General features: G+C 61.7%; 21 protein-coding genes. 10 read left to right on the top strand and 11 right to left on the bottom strand.

The genetic code is table 11. The features are described 5' to 3' along the window. Positions 1-107: 107 nt before the first annotated feature. From AC3Z8Y_RS23880 to yghX, 4 genes are all read left to right on the top strand, one after another. On the top strand, positions 108-404 hold the full coding sequence (locus tag AC3Z8Y_RS23880) for a type II toxin-antitoxin system TacA family antitoxin (protein ID WP_490087838.1): 297 nt from the start codon (positions 108-110) through the stop codon (positions 402-404). After that, on the top strand, positions 344-850 hold the full coding sequence (locus AC3Z8Y_RS23875) for a hypothetical protein (protein ID WP_490087837.1): 507 nt from the start codon (positions 344-346) through the stop codon (positions 848-850). The genes AC3Z8Y_RS23880 and AC3Z8Y_RS23875 overlap by 61 nt, the downstream gene beginning before the upstream one ends. Before the next feature lie 49 nt (positions 851-899). Further along, entirely contained in the window at positions 900-1,307 is a 408-nt protein-coding gene (locus AC3Z8Y_RS23870; protein WP_490087836.1) for an NUDIX hydrolase, read from the top strand. A 72-nt stretch (positions 1,308-1,379) separates the two neighbouring features. Beyond that, positions 1,380-2,264, top strand: a complete 885-nt coding sequence (gene yghX, locus AC3Z8Y_RS23865; protein ID WP_490087835.1) for a YghX family hydrolase — start codon at positions 1,380-1,382, stop codon at positions 2,262-2,264. Between the two features lie 17 nt (positions 2,265-2,281). Here the strand turns inward: yghX and AC3Z8Y_RS23860 are convergent, their stop codons facing one another. Both AC3Z8Y_RS23860 and AC3Z8Y_RS23855 read right to left on the bottom strand, forming a co-directional pair. Beyond that, positions 2,282-3,199, bottom strand: coding sequence for a LysR substrate-binding domain-containing protein (locus AC3Z8Y_RS23860; protein ID WP_490087834.1), 918 nt, complete (start codon positions 3,197-3,199; stop codon positions 2,282-2,284). Positions 3,200-3,249: 50 nt separating this feature from the next. Next, positions 3,250-3,534, bottom strand: coding sequence for an accessory factor UbiK family protein (locus tag AC3Z8Y_RS23855; RefSeq protein ID WP_490087833.1), 285 nt, complete (start codon positions 3,532-3,534; stop codon positions 3,250-3,252). Positions 3,535-3,948: 414 nt separating this feature from the next. On the opposite strand from AC3Z8Y_RS23855, the gene glnK reads away from it, so the two are divergent. From glnK to sutA, 4 genes are all read left to right on the top strand, one after another. After that, the gene (gene glnK / locus AC3Z8Y_RS23850; protein WP_002555808.1) at positions 3,949-4,287 is read left to right on the top strand and encodes a P-II family nitrogen regulator; all 339 of its coding nucleotides are present in this window, start codon (positions 3,949-3,951) and stop codon (positions 4,285-4,287) included. Between the two features lie 36 nt (positions 4,288-4,323). Next, positions 4,324-5,658, top strand: a complete 1,335-nt coding sequence (locus tag AC3Z8Y_RS23845; protein WP_181111067.1) for an ammonium transporter — start codon at positions 4,324-4,326, stop codon at positions 5,656-5,658. Between the two features lie 228 nt (positions 5,659-5,886). Further along, positions 5,887-6,309, top strand: coding sequence for a secondary thiamine-phosphate synthase enzyme YjbQ (locus AC3Z8Y_RS23840; RefSeq protein WP_490087832.1), 423 nt, complete (start codon positions 5,887-5,889; stop codon positions 6,307-6,309). 93 nt (positions 6,310-6,402) lie between these two features. Next, entirely contained in the window at positions 6,403-6,729 is a 327-nt protein-coding gene (sutA, locus tag AC3Z8Y_RS23835) for a dormancy-specific transcriptional regulator SutA (RefSeq protein ID WP_181111065.1), read from the top strand. A 60-nt stretch (positions 6,730-6,789) separates the two neighbouring features. Here sutA and AC3Z8Y_RS23830 read toward each other — a convergent pair whose 3' ends face one another. The 6 genes from AC3Z8Y_RS23830 to lptM are packed head-to-tail and all read right to left on the bottom strand — an operon-like array spanning position 6,790 to position 11,340. Beyond that, positions 6,790-7,485, bottom strand: coding sequence for an HAD family hydrolase (locus AC3Z8Y_RS23830; protein WP_490087831.1), 696 nt, complete (start codon positions 7,483-7,485; stop codon positions 6,790-6,792). Further along, positions 7,482-8,384 (bottom strand): tyrosine recombinase XerC, encoded by a 903-nt coding sequence (gene xerC / locus AC3Z8Y_RS23825; RefSeq protein WP_490087830.1) that lies wholly within the window; start codon positions 8,382-8,384, stop codon positions 7,482-7,484. Before xerC ends, AC3Z8Y_RS23830 begins: the two co-directional genes overlap by 4 nt. Before the next feature lie 2 nt (positions 8,385-8,386). Continuing rightward, positions 8,387-9,091 (bottom strand): DUF484 family protein, encoded by a 705-nt coding sequence (locus tag AC3Z8Y_RS23820; RefSeq protein ID WP_490087829.1) that lies wholly within the window; start codon positions 9,089-9,091, stop codon positions 8,387-8,389. Between the two features lie 19 nt (positions 9,092-9,110). Next, positions 9,111-9,941 (bottom strand): diaminopimelate epimerase, encoded by an 831-nt coding sequence (gene dapF / locus AC3Z8Y_RS23815; RefSeq protein ID WP_490087828.1) that lies wholly within the window; start codon positions 9,939-9,941, stop codon positions 9,111-9,113. Between the two features lie 5 nt (positions 9,942-9,946). Continuing rightward, positions 9,947-11,194, bottom strand: a complete 1,248-nt coding sequence (gene lysA / locus AC3Z8Y_RS23810) for a diaminopimelate decarboxylase (RefSeq protein ID WP_490087827.1) — start codon at positions 11,192-11,194, stop codon at positions 9,947-9,949. Positions 11,195-11,202: 8 nt separating this feature from the next. Further along, entirely contained in the window at positions 11,203-11,340 is a 138-nt protein-coding gene (gene lptM / locus AC3Z8Y_RS23805) for an LPS translocon maturation chaperone LptM (RefSeq protein ID WP_181111059.1), read from the bottom strand. A gap of 178 nt (positions 11,341-11,518) precedes the next feature. On the opposite strand from lptM, the gene cyaY reads away from it, so the two are divergent. Then, the gene (cyaY, locus tag AC3Z8Y_RS23800) at positions 11,519-11,851 is read left to right on the top strand and encodes an iron donor protein CyaY (RefSeq protein WP_490087826.1); all 333 of its coding nucleotides are present in this window, start codon (positions 11,519-11,521) and stop codon (positions 11,849-11,851) included. Further along, on the top strand, positions 11,851-12,066 hold the full coding sequence (locus tag AC3Z8Y_RS23795) for a DUF1289 domain-containing protein (protein ID WP_490087825.1): 216 nt from the start codon (positions 11,851-11,853) through the stop codon (positions 12,064-12,066). Before cyaY ends, AC3Z8Y_RS23795 begins: the two co-directional genes overlap by 1 nt. Before the next feature lie 11 nt (positions 12,067-12,077). Here the strand turns inward: AC3Z8Y_RS23795 and AC3Z8Y_RS23790 are convergent, their stop codons facing one another. The 3 genes from AC3Z8Y_RS23790 to AC3Z8Y_RS23780 form a co-directional block, all read right to left on the bottom strand. Then, positions 12,078-14,915: a class I adenylate cyclase gene (locus tag AC3Z8Y_RS23790; protein WP_490087824.1), complete on the bottom strand. Its 2,838-nt coding sequence runs from the start codon at positions 14,913-14,915 to the stop codon at positions 12,078-12,080. A gap of 73 nt (positions 14,916-14,988) precedes the next feature. Further along, complete coding sequence (locus tag AC3Z8Y_RS23785; RefSeq protein ID WP_490087823.1) at positions 14,989-15,234, bottom strand: TIGR02647 family protein; 246 nt, start codon at positions 15,232-15,234, stop codon at positions 14,989-14,991. A 78-nt stretch (positions 15,235-15,312) separates the two neighbouring features. Further along, positions 15,313-15,585 carry a hypothetical protein gene (locus tag AC3Z8Y_RS23780; RefSeq protein WP_225775816.1) on the bottom strand — a complete coding sequence of 91 codons (273 nt, stop codon included), beginning with the start codon at positions 15,583-15,585 and terminating at the stop codon, positions 15,313-15,315. Positions 15,586-15,591 lie beyond the last annotated feature (6 nt).

Raw genomic sequence — 15,591 nt, 5'->3', positions numbered from 1 at the left:
TGTATTGACCTAGCCCAAGTGGGCATGCGTCTTTACACTGGCTACACACCGCTCGTATAGTCGCCGGTATACCAGCGCAATGGTTCATCGAACCAAGTGAGCAAGAAATGCCCAATTCAGAACGCGGAACAGTCGCGCTCAACATGCGTGTAGATATAAAAAAACGGAACCTGATCGATGCTGCGGTCAACGCTTTAGGCGTAGACCGGACCAGCTTTATGGTTGATGCCGCATTGACCAAGGCCCGTGAGGTGCTGCTCGATCAGCGCCTTTTTGTGCTAGATGACATGGCATTCGACCGGTTTGAAAAAGCCTTGGATGCCAGCCCGATCGGGGAGAACCAGTGTTTACAGCAATTCCTTCAGCGGCCGAAACGCTGGGCCTCACCGCGCCTGAACGACTGAACGGAGCCCATGATTTAAGTGCGTTCGATTGCGGGGAGCCCTCTATCAATGACTTCCTGCGACGCCGGGCTAGCACTACGAGGCATGCTGCCGTCTATGTCAGTCGCTTCGAAGGCACCACCGAAGTGGCTGCCTACTACACGTTGACTAACGCGTCCGTGGCCAGGGACATCATGCCTAAAAAGCTACAGCGCAATTCCCCTGCCGAGCACCCACTGACGCTCTTGGGGCGAATGGGCGTGACGCTTTCAATGCAGGGTAAAAGCGTAGCTTCGGATCTGGTTCAAGACGCGATCGAGAGGGCAATCTACGCAGCGCAGATCGTCGCGTCCACTGGCATCATCGTGCATCCACTGAATGCCCGACTCGAGGCTTTTTACTCACGGATCGGCTTCAAACCTATCCCGGACCTTTCTGAAGTAACGATGTTACTCAGCTTCCGCTGATCGTCCCGCCTGGGCGAGGTCTATTTTCCTTAATCTGAGATCATTCATAGTGTCAAAGTCCATCCTCATCGCCGCCGCCCTCCTGCTCGACCCACAGGGCCGTACCTTGCTCGTGCGCAAGCGCGGCACCGCCTTTTTCATGCAGCCCGGCGGCAAGATCGAGCCCCATGAGCAGCCGGTACAGGCGCTGGCGCGGGAGCTGGAAGAAGAGTTGGGCGTGCGGATCGAGCCAGCCCAAGCAACTTACCTTGGCGCCTTTGCCGCGCCGGCGGCGAACGAGCCTGGCTTTGAGGTGCGTTGCGAGCTGTTCGAGGTGACGATCGACGGCCCGGTGCAACCTGCGGCGGAAATAGAAGAAGCGGTTTGGGTCGATGCCGAACAAGCGCCGGCCCTACAACTGGCGCCGCTTACCCGGGATTGGGTGCTGCCACGGTTTTTCGCCGAGGCAGTGAGCTGACCTCGAGGCTGCGCTTGCTCGCCGCTCGGCTATAGTCATTCGACGCCCGCCTGAACGCTCAAGGAGCGCCCGATGACCCGCCTGACTGCCAAGGACTTTGCCCCCGAACTGCTTGAGCTTTATGACTACTACGCCCATGGCCGTATCAGCCGGCGGGATTTTCTCGACCGCGCCGCAGCCTTCACTGTCGCCGGGCTCTCTGCATCGGCGTTACTTGCCAGCCTTAGCCCCAATTACGCCCTGGCGCAGCAAGTCGAATTTACCGACCCCGATATCCTTCCCGAATACCTGACATACCCTTCGCCCAAAGGGCACGGCCAGGTGCGAGGGTATCTGGTACGGCCGGCGAAGAAGGAAAAAGCGCCAGCCGTGGTAGTGGTCCATGAGAACCGGGGCCTTAACCCGTATATCGAAGACGTTGCACGTCGCCTGGGCAAGGCGGGTTTCGTGGCGTTCGCCCCGGATGGCCTGAGCTCGGTAGGCGGTTATCCAGGTAATGACGATAAAGGCCGCGAACTGCAGCAAAAGGTTGACCCGCAGAAGCTGATGAACGACTTCTTCGCGGCAATCGAATGGATGAAGGCGCACCCGGCAGCCACCGGCAAGGTGGGGATTACCGGCTTCTGTTATGGCGGTGGCGTGTCCAATGCCGCTGCGGTCGCCTACCCCGAGCTGAGCGCTGCGGTGCCGTTCTATGGTCGCCAGCCCAAGGCCGAAGACGTTCCCCGGATAAAGGCACCCCTGCTATTGCACTATGGCGAACTGGACACCGCCATCAACGAAGGCTGGCCCGCCTATGAACAGGCGCTGAAGGCCGCGAACAAGACCTACGAGGCCTACATTTATCCGGGCGCCAATCATGGCTTTCACAATGACTCCACGCCTCGCTACGACCAGGCCGCCGCCAACCTGGCGTGGGAGCGTACCCTGGCCTGGTTCAACCGATACCTTGCCTGAAAGGCGAAGCCTTCGGCCTACACCCAAACCCCACCGTCGCCCATGTGCTGCTCCAGCCGTGCTCGCAGCCAGCGCTCGGCGGGGTCGGTGTCGGTGATGCTCAGCCACACCATGGACAATTCCAGTGCAGGCGTTTCAAAGGGGAGCGGCTCGGCGTGCAGCGTGCCCCAGGTTTCCATGGCGGTCGCGGCGTAATCAGGGCAGCCCGCCAGCAGGTCGGTCCCCGCAAGTATGGCCGGGAGTGAGCTGAATTGGGGCACCGACAGCACTACCTTTCGGGTGCGGCCAATTTCATCGAGCCATTCGTCGGCTATGCCCCGGGTATTGGCTGTGTGCGACACCACCACATGAGGCCGACTGCAGTACTCATCCAACGTGAGTGGGCTACCTGAAATGTCAGCTCGCAGTACCCGGGCATGCATTCGACGCAGCAGCTTGCGCTTGGCATTGGCCGGCAGCCCGCGGGTCTGGCTGATTCCCACGGTGATGTCACCGGCGGCAAGCAGGTCGGGAATGCGCCAGTAGTCCACATGCTGCACTACCACGACAACATCGGGTGCCTCTTGGCGTAGAGCTCGCAGCAGGGGCGGCAACAATCCGAACTCTACGTCATCGGACAGCCCGATACGGAAGGTCATCTTGCTGGTCGAGGGCTCGAAGTCGTGGCTGAGGCTCAGTGCTACAGACATGGCATCCAGCGCTGGCGAAAGGTGCTTGATCAACTCCTCGGCACGGGCCGTGGGCTCCATGCGATGCCCGACCCGGATGAACAACGGGTCGTTGAACAGTGCGCGCAGGCGGTTGAGTGCCGCGCTGATCGTAGGCTGGCCGAGAAACAGCTTCTCCGCGACGCGGGTGACATTGCGCTCGAGCATCAATGCTTCGAACACGACCATCAGGTTGATATCGGCCTTGCGCAGTTCGTTGCGATTCATCGGCGGGCATCTGCAAGCGGGAAGGGCAAGCACCTGCGAGGTGCGTGGTTTCAGTCCTGAGCCGGCGAGGGCGCTTCGGCAGGGGCTTGCGGCAGACGTGCCTCAAGCTCCGCGAGCCGCGCTTCCAGTGCATCCACCTTGGCACGGGTGCGCGCCAGTACTGCCATTTGGGTATCGAATTCTTCGCGGCTGACCAGGTCGAGGCGGGCGAATGCGCTATTGAGCAACGTGCGGAACTGGCTTTCGAATTCTTGCCGGGGCGGCAGCGCATCGCCGCCAAGCAGGCGGCTGGCCTGATCGGTGAGCGCGTCGAGGAAGGCTTTTGGCGCAAGCATGTGCGGCGGATCCATGACAAGGAAATTGCCGAAAGTGTATCACGCAGTGGTTGAACAGCCTGGTACAAAGCGCTGCACAGTTGTTGGGCGAGCCATTGCACTGGCCCGCACCATTGCTGTGCGCGGGCTCACCCCATGAACTGGGCCACGCCGCATAAAACCTCCGATTGCCCCGATTTCAAAGCGGCACACAGAGATGGCAAGGTTTCTGCTTGGAGCCAATCGACCCATGCACTGATGGCGACCTGAAAGGCGAACGCAGTGTGCAGGCGGAGCGGGAAGTGTTTCGTCAGGAGCAGTGTCCGTGGCCGGGCCGGCCCTAGCCGGCGGTGCGTTACAAAGGCGGGCACTGCGCTTAGACTTGAGCCGGGTTTGTTTTCCTGGGGCAAGTCCACCAATTCGGGAGAGAGTTTCATGAAGCTAGTCACTGCCATCATCAAGCCGTTCAAGCTGGACGACGTGCGCGAGTCGCTGTCGGAAATCGGCGTGCAGGGCATTACCGTCACTGAGGTCAAGGGCTTCGGTCGGCAAAAAGGCCATACCGAGCTGTACCGTGGCGCGGAATACGTTGTGGATTTTCTGCCGAAAGTGAAGATCGACGTTGCTATTGATGACAAGGATCTGGACCGCGTGATCGAAGCGATCACCAAGGCCGCCAACACCGGCAAGATCGGTGACGGGAAGATCTTCGTGGTCAATCTGGAACAGGCGATCCGCATCCGTACCGGCGAAACCGATACCGACGCTATCTAAGCCGACCCATAGAAAAAAGCCCCAGGAGTAAACAATATGACTCTGCGTCAATTCGCAGGGCTAGGAGCCCTGTTGTCTCTGATAATGCCAGGCCTTGCCCTGGCCGATGAGGCGGCGGCCCCTGTGCTCAATTCCGGCGACACCGCCTGGATGCTCACGTCTACCGCGCTGGTGCTGTTCATGACCATTCCAGGGCTGGCCCTGTTCTATGGCGGGATGGTGCGCTCCAAGAACGTCCTGTCGGTGATGATGCAGTGTTTCGCGATTACCGGCCTGGTAACCGTGCTCTGGTTCATCTACGGCTACAGCCTTGCCTTCGATACCACCGGTATGGAACAGGGCGTAATCAACTTCAACTCCTTCGTGGGTGGCATGGGCAAGGCGTTCCTGGCAGGTATCACTCCGGCCAGCCTCACCTCGGCCACTGCGCTGTTCCCGGAAGCGGTCTTCGTGACCTTCCAGATGACCTTCGCGATCATCACCCCGGCGCTGATCGTCGGTGCGTTCGCAGAGCGCATGAAGTTCTCGGCCATGCTTGTGTTCATGGGCGTGTGGTTCACCCTCGTTTACGCACCGATCGCGCACATGGTGTGGAGTGGTAACGGCGGCCTGCTGTGGGACTGGGGCGTACTGGACTTCGCTGGCGGCACCGTGGTGCACATCAACGCCGGTATCGCTGGCCTGGTGACCTGCCTGGTATTGGGCAAGCGCAAGGGCTACCCCACCACCCCGATGGCCCCCCATAACCTGGGCTACACCCTGGTTGGCGCCGCAATGCTGTGGGTCGGCTGGTTTGGCTTCAACGCCGGTTCCGCCGCAGCCGCCAACGGCACTGCCGGCATGGCCATGCTGGTTACCCAGATCGCCACTGGCGCCGCCGCGCTGGGCTGGATGTTCGCCGAATGGATCAGCCATGGTAAGCCAAGCGCCCTGGGCATCGCCTCTGGCGTTGTCGCAGGTCTGGTTGCGATCACCCCCGCCGCAGGCACAGTGGGCCCGATGGGCGCCCTGATCATCGGCCTGGTGGCCGGCGTGCTGTGCTTCCTCAGCGCAACCACCCTCAAGCGCAAGCTGGGCTACGACGACTCCCTGGACGCCTTCGGCGTGCACGGTATCGGTGGCATCATCGGCGCACTGCTCACGGGTATCTTCGCAGCACCTGCCATGGGCGGCTTCGGTACCGTCGAAGACATCGGCGCACAGCTGTGGATTCAGGCCAAAGGCGTTGGCTTTACCGTGATCTACACCGCGATCGTGACCTTCGTCATTCTCAAGGTGCTGGATATGTTGATGGGCCTGCGCGCTTCGGAAGAAGAAGAAGCGGTTGGCCTGGACCTCGCTCAGCACAACGAGCGCGGCTACAACCTCTGAAAACGCATGGCCCGCCATTTGGCGTGCCACTCGCGAAAAAATGCCCGGCTTTCCGGGCATTTTTTATGTCTGTATCTGTCATTGCTTGGAACGCCTGCCTAAACGCCCTCAGGGCTTTTACAGGTGCTGCCGGGCTTTTTTGCTTTTGTAGGAAACGCCTACACCGATACAGGACTTTGCTTTTTTTTCGAGCGCGCTAGAATGCGCCCGAAACCGGGGGAGAACGCCATGTGGCAGCAGACGATCATCACGCTGGCCGCCCGGCCTCGCGGCTTTCATCTGGTAACGGATGAGATCCTGGCCGGCCTCCCTCAATTGGCGGCTTGCAAGATGGGCTTGTTGCACGTCTGGTTGCAACATACCTCCGCTTCACTGACGATCAATGAAAACGCCGATCCGGCGGTGCGTCGTGACTTCGAACGGTTCTTTGACCGATTGATACCGGACGGCGCATCAGGGTACGAACATAACGATGAGGGCGACGACGATCTCCCCGCGCATTTCAAGGCGAGCCTGCTGGGCTGTCAGCTCAGCTTGCCGGTGCGCTCGGGCCGTCTGGCACTGGGAACCTGGCAAGGGGTTTACCTGGGAGAGCACCGCGACCACGGTGGGCCCAGGCGCTTGATCGCCACGCTGCATGGCGAAGGGTGAGGGCGCGGGCCCTCGGTATTTCTTCCGGCTGTGCCGAACTCGCCGGCGCGGCTGGGCTATATACAACTGCTCCGGCAACAATGAGGTAGGACGATGAGCGACGACGATCTGGAACAAGACGACCTGGAAGTAGGCGACGAGGACGACACCGAGGAAGGCCTGGAGACGGCTGCCGAAGACGTTGCCGAGGACGATAGCGATGCCGGCGATAGCCCGGCCCCTGCTGGCAAGGGTAAAAAGGCCGCGGTAAGCGTGGACGAACTTCCCAGCATCGAAGCCAAGCAGAAGGAGCGCGACGCGCTCGCCAGGGCAATGGAAGAGTTCTTGTCCCGGGGTGGGCGAATTCAGGAAGTCGAGCCCAACGTAGTGGCGGACCCGCCTCGCAAGCCGGACAACAAGTACGGCAGCCGGCCTATCTGAAGCCTGCCTGCTGAAAAAGAAAAACCCATCGTCGCCGTGGGTTTTTTTTCTTGCGCTGCGTCAGCCCCAGCTGGCCAGCAACGCGGGCAATTCGCTAAGCGTGGCGATCTCACCGTCCGGTACGCTGCCGCCTTTCCATGGCAGGCGTGCCGGGTTGTACCAGACTGCCCGGAACCCCGCCTGCTTCGCGCCAGCGATATCATCCTCCGGGTTGTCCCCTACGTGCACCGCGGCCTCTGCCGTCGCGCCACCACGTCGCAGCGCCTCCTCGAAGGGCCGTGGGTCCGGCTTTCCCACGCCTACATCTTCGGCGCATAGCGCAAAGCTGAAATAGTCCGCCACCCCGAGCCGTCGAACGTCTGCGTTGCCGTTGGTAATCGCACCTAGGGTGTAACGCTGTGACAGGGCTTCGAGCGTGGCCGGTGCGTCCGGGAAGAAGCTGACCTGATGGCGTGCTTCTAGGAAGGCTTCAAAGCCGTCACGGGCGAGCGCTTGCGCCTGGGCGTGGGGGTAACCAGCCTCTTCAAGCGCGATAAACAGCACTTGCTGGCGCAATTGGCTGATACGGTGCGCCAGGCCCGGGTTGGCGCTTACCAGTCGCTGCCGTATCTGGTGCAGCCTCTCAGGGGGAAACGGGCCCAGTTTCGGTGCGTTGGCTGCCAGCCATTCGCGCAACACGATCTCGGCGCTCTGGATCACCGGGGCGGTGTGCCACAGGGTGTCATCCAGGTCGAAAGTCACCAATGTGAGGGTCATGGCTGTTCACCGTCCTTTAGGCGCTTGGCGCGTGGATGAGCACTGTCGTACACCTTGGCCAGGTGCTGGAAATCCAGATGGGTGTAGATCTGCGTAGTGGAGATGTCCGCATGGCCGAGCATTTCCTGTACCGCTCGCAGGTCCTGGGAGGACTCCAGCACATGGCTGGCGAACGAATGGCGAAGCATATGAGGGTGCAGGCGCTGGCCGAGTTCACGCTGGCCGGCGGCCTGAACCCTCAGCCGTATTGCCTGCTGCCCAAGGCGTTCGCCGCGCTTGCTGATAAACAGGGCGTTGTCGGCAGGGCTTGCCAGGCCACGCATCCGCAGCCACTCGCGTACTGCCTCCCGGGCCTTGCCGCCCACAGGCACTACCCGTGCCTTGTTGCGCTTGCCCTGAACCCGTACCAGGCCTTCGGTGAGGTCCAGGGCATCGAGATCCAGCCCGGCAAGTTCGGATAACCGCAGCCCGGACGAATAGAACAGTTCGAGCATGGCCTGGTCGCGGCGCCCGATGAAATCATCTTCCACTGCGCCATCGAGTAGTTGCTGGGCGCGGTCGGTGTCGAGCACTTTCGGCAAACGCCGCTCACCTTTGGGCGCCGACAGGCCTACCGCAGGATTATGGTCGCAGAGCCCTTCGCGTAGCAGCCACCCGTAGAAGCCCCGCACCGCCGATAGCAACCGGGCAAGGCTTTTGGGCGCCTGCCCGTGCTGGTGAAGCCGGGCAACAAGGCGGCGAAGCCTGGCTGCGGTGAGGTCCGGCCAGGCAGCGATTTCGTTCTGCTCGCAGTACTCGGCCACCTTGGCAAGGTCGCTGCGAAAGGCCCGAAGGGTATGGGGGGACGCCTGGCGCTCGGTGCGCAGGTGGTGGCAGTAACCTTCCACATGCGCTTGCATCGTCAACGTGCCGGGCGCACCGCGCCGGTGAAGCGCGGTAACACGCGGCCCAGAACCTCGGCGATATGCGCGAGGAACAATGTGCCCACCGAACTACGGTAGTGATCGGCGTCGGCGCTACCGATGGCCAGGATGCCTTGAACACCCTGATGCACAAGCGGCGCGAGCGCCGTGGAGGCGACAGCCGAATGTTCGGCCCCGAACAGGAATTCCAACTCATGCGGCCGAAGCGCGCCTGTGACCGGACGGGGGTCGACCAGCAGCGCGCCTATGGCCTGTTGTGCCTCGGCAAGGGTTACGGAGCGCCCCACGGGTGTCGGCGCCTCGGTGAACAGCACAAGGCTTACGAAAGGCACCTTGAAGGACTGGCGGAGGCTGTCGTCCACGGCCATCACTACTTCCTCAAGGCTGGTAGCGTCCAGAAGGTCGAGCATCAGCCGACGGGTTTTCTCGAACAACCGGTCGTTGTCTCTGGCTACGTCCATCAGATGGCTCAAGCGTTGCCTCAGCTCGGTATTGCGCTCGCGCAGCAGCTTGAGCTGGTGCTCCACCAGCGAGACGGTATCGCCTCGCTGGTGTGGGATGCGCAAGTCGGCCAGCAGCGCTTCGTGGCCCGTGAAGAACTCAGGGTGCCGTTGAAGGTAAGCCGCCACGGCCTCGGCATCAGTATCGCCGGCATGGGCAACAACCTGTGGCTCATCGCTCATTGTCGCTGCTCTCCCATTGTCACAAGCGTACTTGGCCTTCATACACCCGAACCGCCGGCCCGGTCATCATCACTGGCTGGCCGGCCCCGGCCCATTCCAGCAGCAACCGGCCACCAGGCAGCTCCAGGGTGAGTGGGGAATCCATCCAGCCTTGGGCGATTGCCGCCACGGCCGCCGCGCAGGCACCTGTACCGCAGGCCCGGGTTTCACCAGCACCGCGTTCCCATACCCGCAGCTTCCCGTACTGGCGGTCCACTACCTGAAGGAAACCGGCGTTGACCCGCTCGGGGAAGCGTGGATGGTGCTCGATGCGCGGGCCCAGGGTTTGCACAGGCGCCGTGTCAACGTTGTCCACGCGCATCACGGCATGAGGGTTGCCCATGGACAGCGCGGCGATGTCATACGCCATGCCGTCGATCTCCAGTACATGGGTGAGCTCGTCATGATCGGCCTGGAAGGGCACTTCGGCCGGTGACAGCCGCGGCGGGCCCATGTCCACGCTGATCTGGCCGTCGTTGCGCACGTCCAGCTCGATGATGCCCTTCTTGACCTCTACGCGGATCTTTTTCTTGGCGGTCAGCCGCTTGTCCAGCACGAAGCGAGCAAAACACCGGGCCCCGTTGCCACACTGTTCCACCTCCGAGCCGTCGGCGTTGAAGATCCGATAGCGGAAGTCGACGTCCGGATTCGTCGGCGCCTCCACCAGCAACAGCTGGTCAAAACCGATACCGGTGTTCCGGTCGCCCCACTGGCGCGCGTGCTTGGGGGTGATGTGCGCATGCTGGCTGACCAGGTCGATGACCATGAAGTCATTGCCCAGGCCGTGCATCTTGGTGAAACGCAGCAGCATGGCCATTACTCCGGCAGCAGGCTTTCGCCGGCATAGAGTTCGGCAATGGTTTCGCGGCGGCGAACCTCATGGGCCTCGGTGCCGTCCACCAGCACCTCGGCGCAACGGCCGCGGGTATTGTAATTGGAGCTCATCACGAAACCATACGCGCCGGCAGAGTGCATCGCCAGCAGGTCGCCTTCGGCCAGGGCCAGCGAACGGTCCTTGGCGAGGAAATCGCCGGTTTCGCAGATGGGGCCAACGATGTCATACGTGCGCGGCTCGCCCTGGCGAGGGCTCACGGCCGCCACGTTCATCCACGCCTGGTACAGCGCCGGGCGGATCATGTCGTTCATGGCCGCATCGACGATGGCGAAATCCTTGTGTTCGGTGTGCTTGAGGTACTCCACCCGGGTAACCAGCACGCCGGCATTGGCCACGATGAACCGGCCAGGCTCGAACAGCAGGGCCAGGTCGCGGCCTTCGGTGCGCTCGCGCACGGCCTGGATGTACTCGCTGACCTCGGGCGGTTCTTCGTCGCGATAACGCACGCCCACGCCACCGCCCAGGTCGATATGCCGCAAGTGAATGCCGCAATCGCCAAGCCGGTCCACCAGGGCCAGCAGCCGGTCCAGCGCATCCAGGAAGGGCGCCAGGGTGGTGAGTTGCGAGCCGATGTGGCAGTCCACACCCACGACTTCGAGGTTCGGCAATTGAGCGGCGCGCAAGTACACGTCTTCGGCCTGCTCGATGGAAATGCCGAACTTGTTTTCTTTCAGGCCGGTGGAGATGTACGGGTGAGTGCCCGCATCCACGTCCGGGTTGACCCGCAACGAAACCGGCGCCCGCAGGCCCAGCTCCGCAGCCACTGATTGCAGCCGCTCGAGTTCATCGGCCGACTCCACGTTGAAGCAGTGCACACCCACTTCCAGGGCCCGGCGCATGTCGGCTCGGGTTTTGCCCACGCCGGAGAACACGACGCGGTCGGCCCGGCCACCCGCGGCCAGCACACGCTCCAGTTCGCCACCTGAAACGATGTCGAAACCCGCGCCCAGCCGGGCCAGTACATTGAGCACGGCCAGGTTGGAGTTGGCCTTCACGGCATAGCACACCAGGTGGTCGACGCCTTGGAGGGCGTCTGCGTAGGCATGATATTGAGCTTCGATGTGCGCCCGCGAGTACACGTACAACGGCGTACCGAAGCGCTCGGCCAGGGCCGACAGCGCTACGCCTTCCGCGAACAGCTCGCCGTCACGGTATTGAAAAGCGTTCATATCGGCCCTTATTCGTGTTGATGCGACTGGCTGTGGCCGTCGTGTTTGGCGTCGTCCGGAAGGTATAGAGGACCCTTCTGGCCGCACGCGGATACGAGGCAGGCAACCGCGACAAGCGCAGCGAATGAGGCGATAAGGCGCTTCATGGCGAAATCCTTTGTATAAACCGTCAGTTGCGCCCGAGTATACCGGCGAGCCGCTGCCTTGCCTATGAAATGACCGCCCCGCCGGGCGGCGGCGCTACTGGCCGATAGTCTTTGCAATCGAGGGAATCTGCTCGTATCTTGCCGCAGTTGTTTGGCCCGTCCGATACCGAGGTTGCCCATGAGTTTGACCGAAGCGCGTTTCCACGATCTGGTGGACAGCACCCAGGAAGCCCTGGAAGACGTGTTTGACGAAAGCGATCTGGACGCCGATGTCGAGAACTCTGCCGGTGTGCTCACCGTCAGGTTTGAAAACGGTACACAGCTGATCTTCAGCCGGCAGGAGCCGCTGCGACAGCTCTGGCTCGCGGCCCGTTCGGGCGGCTTCCATTTCGACTACGACGAAGCCAGTGGCAAGTGGATGTGCGATTCCTCCGATGAGTTGCTCAACGAAATGTTGGTTCGAATCGTGTTCGAGCAGTCGGGCGAAAAGCTGGACTTCGACGAAATCTGATGGCTGCCAAACCGCTATACAGCAATATTAGCGACGCGGTGAAATCGCCGTGCGTCAGCCTGTGCAAGCTCGACGAAGAGCGTTACTGCCAGGGTTGCTTCCGTCACGTGGAGCATATCCGCGAATGGCGGGCGGCCAGCGATGATCGGCGCCGCGAAATCCGCGCCCTGGCCGATCAGCGCAAGGCTTTGCCGGCTGACAGCGATACCCTCTGAAAGCCCTTGGCTCAGCCTGACTGCAGCGCCCCGTTGATTGCCTCTTCCAAGGTGGCTTTGTAGCGCAGGTAGCTGTTGCTGGAAAGGTTCTGCTCACCGCCAAGGCCGGACAGGTCCAGGTCGGTGATATAGCAACGGTACGCTCCGCTGTTTCGACGCTGATCGAGGATTTCCCGTGCAACTTCCCCGTACAGTCTGTCGCCGTATTCCAGTTCGTTGAACTCCCGCTGGTTGCAGAACAGCGTGACCCGAGGTTGCCCCTCGGCCTTTTTCCTGAGGATGGCTTGTACCTCGTAAACGGCATCGGTGCCGTCCCCTTTGGGTGGGGGCCGCCTTTCTACCATGCGGGACTGCGCCGGGTTGCCGGTAATCCGATAGTACAGCGTGCCCAGCGTGAATGGCCGGTCCAGTGCCATTCGAGCCTCACGCCGATAGGCTACCGATTGCAGAAAGCGGTGAAGAGGCAGCAGCAGGCTGGATTCGTCATGGAAGGCCAGCCGTTGATGCCACAGCGCATTATGCTCGTCCAGCACATACACCATCGCTTCATCCCCCTGCCGGCTATAGAACACCTGCACGCAGTCCGGGTGGGCGTGGGGAAGGATAAGTGACAGCTCGTGCCCGGCCAGTGCATAGGCATCCAGGTGCAGCGGGCTGTAGGCTTTGAGAGGCCGGGAAAGGTAGTCCAGAAGAACGGGCAAGCCAGGCAAGGGAACATGGCGAACATTACCCGGCGCAAGTTCAAGCACGTGGTATTGCTGCTCCACTTGTATCAGGTAGCGGTGGCCCAATTGCCGTTCCAGCAGCTCCGTGGCGGTATCGAACAGCTCCTGCACGCGATTGCTGATCGCCTGTGCCCGGTTATGGCAGAAACACCGAACATGCAACCGGGGTGCAGGGCGCTGCGAGGGCAGGGCATTGAGGTAGTCACGCAGGCAGTCGAGTAATGCATGGCGCCCCTCATATCGCTGGTAGAGCACTTCGTTCCAGCTGTTCACCACCACCTGATCCAGCGTGAGCACCAGGTTGTCACGCACTCCCGCGTAACTGAGCGAGTCGGTACGCTCGGTGGTCATGAGGATATTCATTTCGCGGTGATGCTTGAGGGGGTCAATCCCTACATTGACCAACAACAACACTTCGTTGGGCGTTGCGGGCTGCAACAGCTGCGCTTCGCTTATCGGGGCCATCGGTAGCGCCACCGTTCGTTGCAGGGCGCCCAACAGGTTGAAAAGCTCGAACTCGCTGAGATCGGACTCGCCCGGGTGAACGGCCACGCGTGTGGTGGCCGCGATGATACCGTTGCGATGGCACCACGCCAGGAGTTCGATCAATTCATGGCTGCGCTTGAGCGGCGTGTACTGCTCACACTCCACCGCGCTGTAATTTCCCCGATAGAGGTACCACACCCGCTTGCCCGGTTCCCGCCTGTTGGGGCCCTGCAGGAGGGTTACGGTGTCTTCGGCAAGGTTAGGGGCAATGCCCGGGTTGAGGATCTCTACCTTGCCCGCTCGCCGATCGAAAGCCGCGTACAGGCGCCGGCCGAGGACGTTGAGGTCTTTGCGGTTGGCTGGGCTATCGGTGTGGTGCGCGCGGGAAAATTGCGTAAGGAAGCGGTAGCTGCTGTTGAGTTCACCCACCAGTGCCTGTCGCTCAGCCGTCACCTGGCCCACTTTCCAGTAGCCACGGTTGTCCAGCAACCGTAGCTGTTGTTCGCTCCAGCCCCACTCACCGGCCAGGCGCTGCATGGCCTGTAGCTGCCAGCTGGTGGAGCGGCCCGGCCGAGCCAGGCTCACGCGGCGATTGACCTTCAGGTACAGCGCACGCCTCACCAGTTCCAGCCGGCCAGGCTCGTTCCGGTCCAGAAGGTAGGCTTCTATCCGCCGGTAGACCATCATGTAGGGGTCGAGCTCATCCAGGTCGAGCTGCCCGGCGTACACTGCGTGCTTGAGTTGCAGGCTTACGCAATGCACGGCGGGGTGTTGAGCTGCATACACCTCGGTGAGCAACAACTTGAGCAATGACTTGTAGGGCGATTCCAGCCCCTTGAACAGCTGCCAAAGCCCCGCGCCGATGAATTCACCGGCCGGGATGCGCGCAAGGTTGCCCAGGTCGAGCACCTCCTGCTCACGAATGAACCGCTTGCTCAGCAGGGTCTGGGTGTACTTGGCGTAGTTGGCCTCCTCGTACACCGGCACCAGCCACCATAGTGGCGTACGGCCGGCGAGCCAGATGGCGGTACGGTAGAACTCATCCAGCAGCAGATAGTGCTGGGTGGTGCCACTGTCGTCTGAGCTGAGGGTGTTGTCGCGGTCCTCGCGTACGAACCGCTCACAGTCGATCAGGAAAAAATGCGCCTCGGCACCTTGGGTTGCGGCCCAGGCCTCGATGGCCTGGCATTTGCGCCGCAGCTCATCCAGCTCGCCTTCGGCCAAGCCGGAGGCATGGCATACCCACACGTCCATATCGCTGCGTTCGTCCTGAGCGAGGCTGCCCAGGCTGCCCATCAGGAAAAGCCCATGTATGGGAGTAGGAGCGTTTCCGCGGCGTGGCTTGTAGGTGAACGAGCGGGTGAGCCGCTGGGCTTCGGCCAAGGTCTCGTCATCCGGTTCGTAAGCACTCATGCCCGCAGGGGTAAAGCCTGAGACGTAGCCGGGAAGCAGCGGGTGGTTCACATGGAAAAGCAGCGGCAGCAACCGCAGTACAAACTGCTGCCGGTTGGCGAAGCCTTCTATCGCCCGCTCAAGGCGCCCTTGGTTGACAGTGAGAAACCGCTGGCGCAGTTGGGCAAGTACCTTGCGGTCGATGCCGGCGCCCAGGTCGGGACGGATTTCGGGTGTGCGGGTCATCTGAGGCTCGGGCCGCTAGGCCGATAACGGGTTATAGGCGTTATCGGCCGAGTGGCCCGCAGGTTGAGGGCCGTCAGGCGTTTTCTGGTGTACGCAGGATGGTCGCCAGCGCCTGGGCATGCTGGGCGGCTTCCAGGCCGAGGCTGGTCAGGTAGCCGCCGTCGGGCTGGGTCACCAGTTCTTTTTCGTGAAGCCGCCTGGCTGCGGCGATCGCAGTGGGAAGGGCGGTTTGGTGCACTTTCAGGCCTTCCTGGGTATTGGCCAGGTTGTACAGGGACAGAAGCTCAAGTTCGGCGATCAGTTCCGGGGTATAGGTCATGAAGCGGCCTCGCTGTTGTTATTGTCGGTAGGCATGGCCGGCCCGGCCACGCCCGTAGACCTCTTCGACGGTAATGTTTCAGGCGTCCTCTTCTGGCAGCTCGGGCAGCGCACGCAGCGCAGCCTCGTACCATTCCCCGTCGAAGGGGCGGTCGGCCTTCAGCATGTTGTCGATCTCGATCGCCAGCACGTGGGCCATGAGGTTCAGAATATCGGCTTCTTCGTATCCCACCAGCTTGAGTTTGTTAAAAGTCGCCTGCGCTGCCGGCGGCTCTCCGCTTTCCAGCTGATTACGGATCGCTTCGGTAAGGGTTACCTCGGCGAAGCTCTCGTCGTCCAGATCGTCGTTCATGCCTGT

Source organism: Pseudomonas sp. 3MAES_34.3B (genome assembly GCF_058145875.1).
Note: the sequence above shows the minus strand (reverse complement) of the source record. Positions and strands in the feature narration are given on the sequence as shown.

Bases quoted from the DNA above. Each gene is read 5' to 3' on its own strand.
- AC3Z8Y_RS23880 (WP_490087838.1), top strand. From the start codon at position 108: ATGCCCAATTCAGAACGCGGAACAGTCGCGCTCAACATGCGTGTAGAT.
- yghX (WP_490087835.1), top strand. From the start codon at position 1,380: ATGACCCGCCTGACTGCCAAGGACTTTGCCCCCGAACTGCTTGAGCTT.
- AC3Z8Y_RS23860 (WP_490087834.1), bottom strand. From the start codon at position 3,199: ATGAATCGCAACGAACTGCGCAAGGCCGATATCAACCTGATGGTCGTG.
- AC3Z8Y_RS23855 (WP_490087833.1), bottom strand. From the start codon at position 3,534: ATGCTTGCGCCAAAAGCCTTCCTCGACGCGCTCACCGATCAGGCCAGC.
- glnK (WP_002555808.1), top strand. From the start codon at position 3,949: ATGAAGCTAGTCACTGCCATCATCAAGCCGTTCAAGCTGGACGACGTG.
- AC3Z8Y_RS23845 (WP_181111067.1), top strand. From the start codon at position 4,324: ATGACTCTGCGTCAATTCGCAGGGCTAGGAGCCCTGTTGTCTCTGATA.
- AC3Z8Y_RS23840 (WP_490087832.1), top strand. From the start codon at position 5,887: ATGTGGCAGCAGACGATCATCACGCTGGCCGCCCGGCCTCGCGGCTTT.
- sutA (WP_181111065.1), top strand. From the start codon at position 6,403: ATGAGCGACGACGATCTGGAACAAGACGACCTGGAAGTAGGCGACGAG.
- AC3Z8Y_RS23830 (WP_490087831.1), bottom strand. From the start codon at position 7,485: ATGACCCTCACATTGGTGACTTTCGACCTGGATGACACCCTGTGGCAC.
- xerC (WP_490087830.1), bottom strand. From the start codon at position 8,384: ATGCAAGCGCATGTGGAAGGTTACTGCCACCACCTGCGCACCGAGCGC.
- AC3Z8Y_RS23820 (WP_490087829.1), bottom strand. From the start codon at position 9,091: ATGAGCGATGAGCCACAGGTTGTTGCCCATGCCGGCGATACTGATGCC.
- dapF (WP_490087828.1), bottom strand. From the start codon at position 9,941: ATGCTGCTGCGTTTCACCAAGATGCACGGCCTGGGCAATGACTTCATG.
- lysA (WP_490087827.1), bottom strand. From the start codon at position 11,194: ATGAACGCTTTTCAATACCGTGACGGCGAGCTGTTCGCGGAAGGCGTA.
- lptM (WP_181111059.1), bottom strand. From the start codon at position 11,340: ATGAAGCGCCTTATCGCCTCATTCGCTGCGCTTGTCGCGGTTGCCTGC.
- cyaY (WP_490087826.1), top strand. From the start codon at position 11,519: ATGAGTTTGACCGAAGCGCGTTTCCACGATCTGGTGGACAGCACCCAG.
- AC3Z8Y_RS23795 (WP_490087825.1), top strand. From the start codon at position 11,851: ATGGCTGCCAAACCGCTATACAGCAATATTAGCGACGCGGTGAAATCG.
- AC3Z8Y_RS23790 (WP_490087824.1), bottom strand. From the start codon at position 14,915: ATGACCCGCACACCCGAAATCCGTCCCGACCTGGGCGCCGGCATCGAC.
- AC3Z8Y_RS23785 (WP_490087823.1), bottom strand. From the start codon at position 15,234: ATGACCTATACCCCGGAACTGATCGCCGAACTTGAGCTTCTGTCCCTG.
- AC3Z8Y_RS23780 (WP_225775816.1), bottom strand. From the start codon at position 15,585: ATGAACGACGATCTGGACGACGAGAGCTTCGCCGAGGTAACCCTTACC.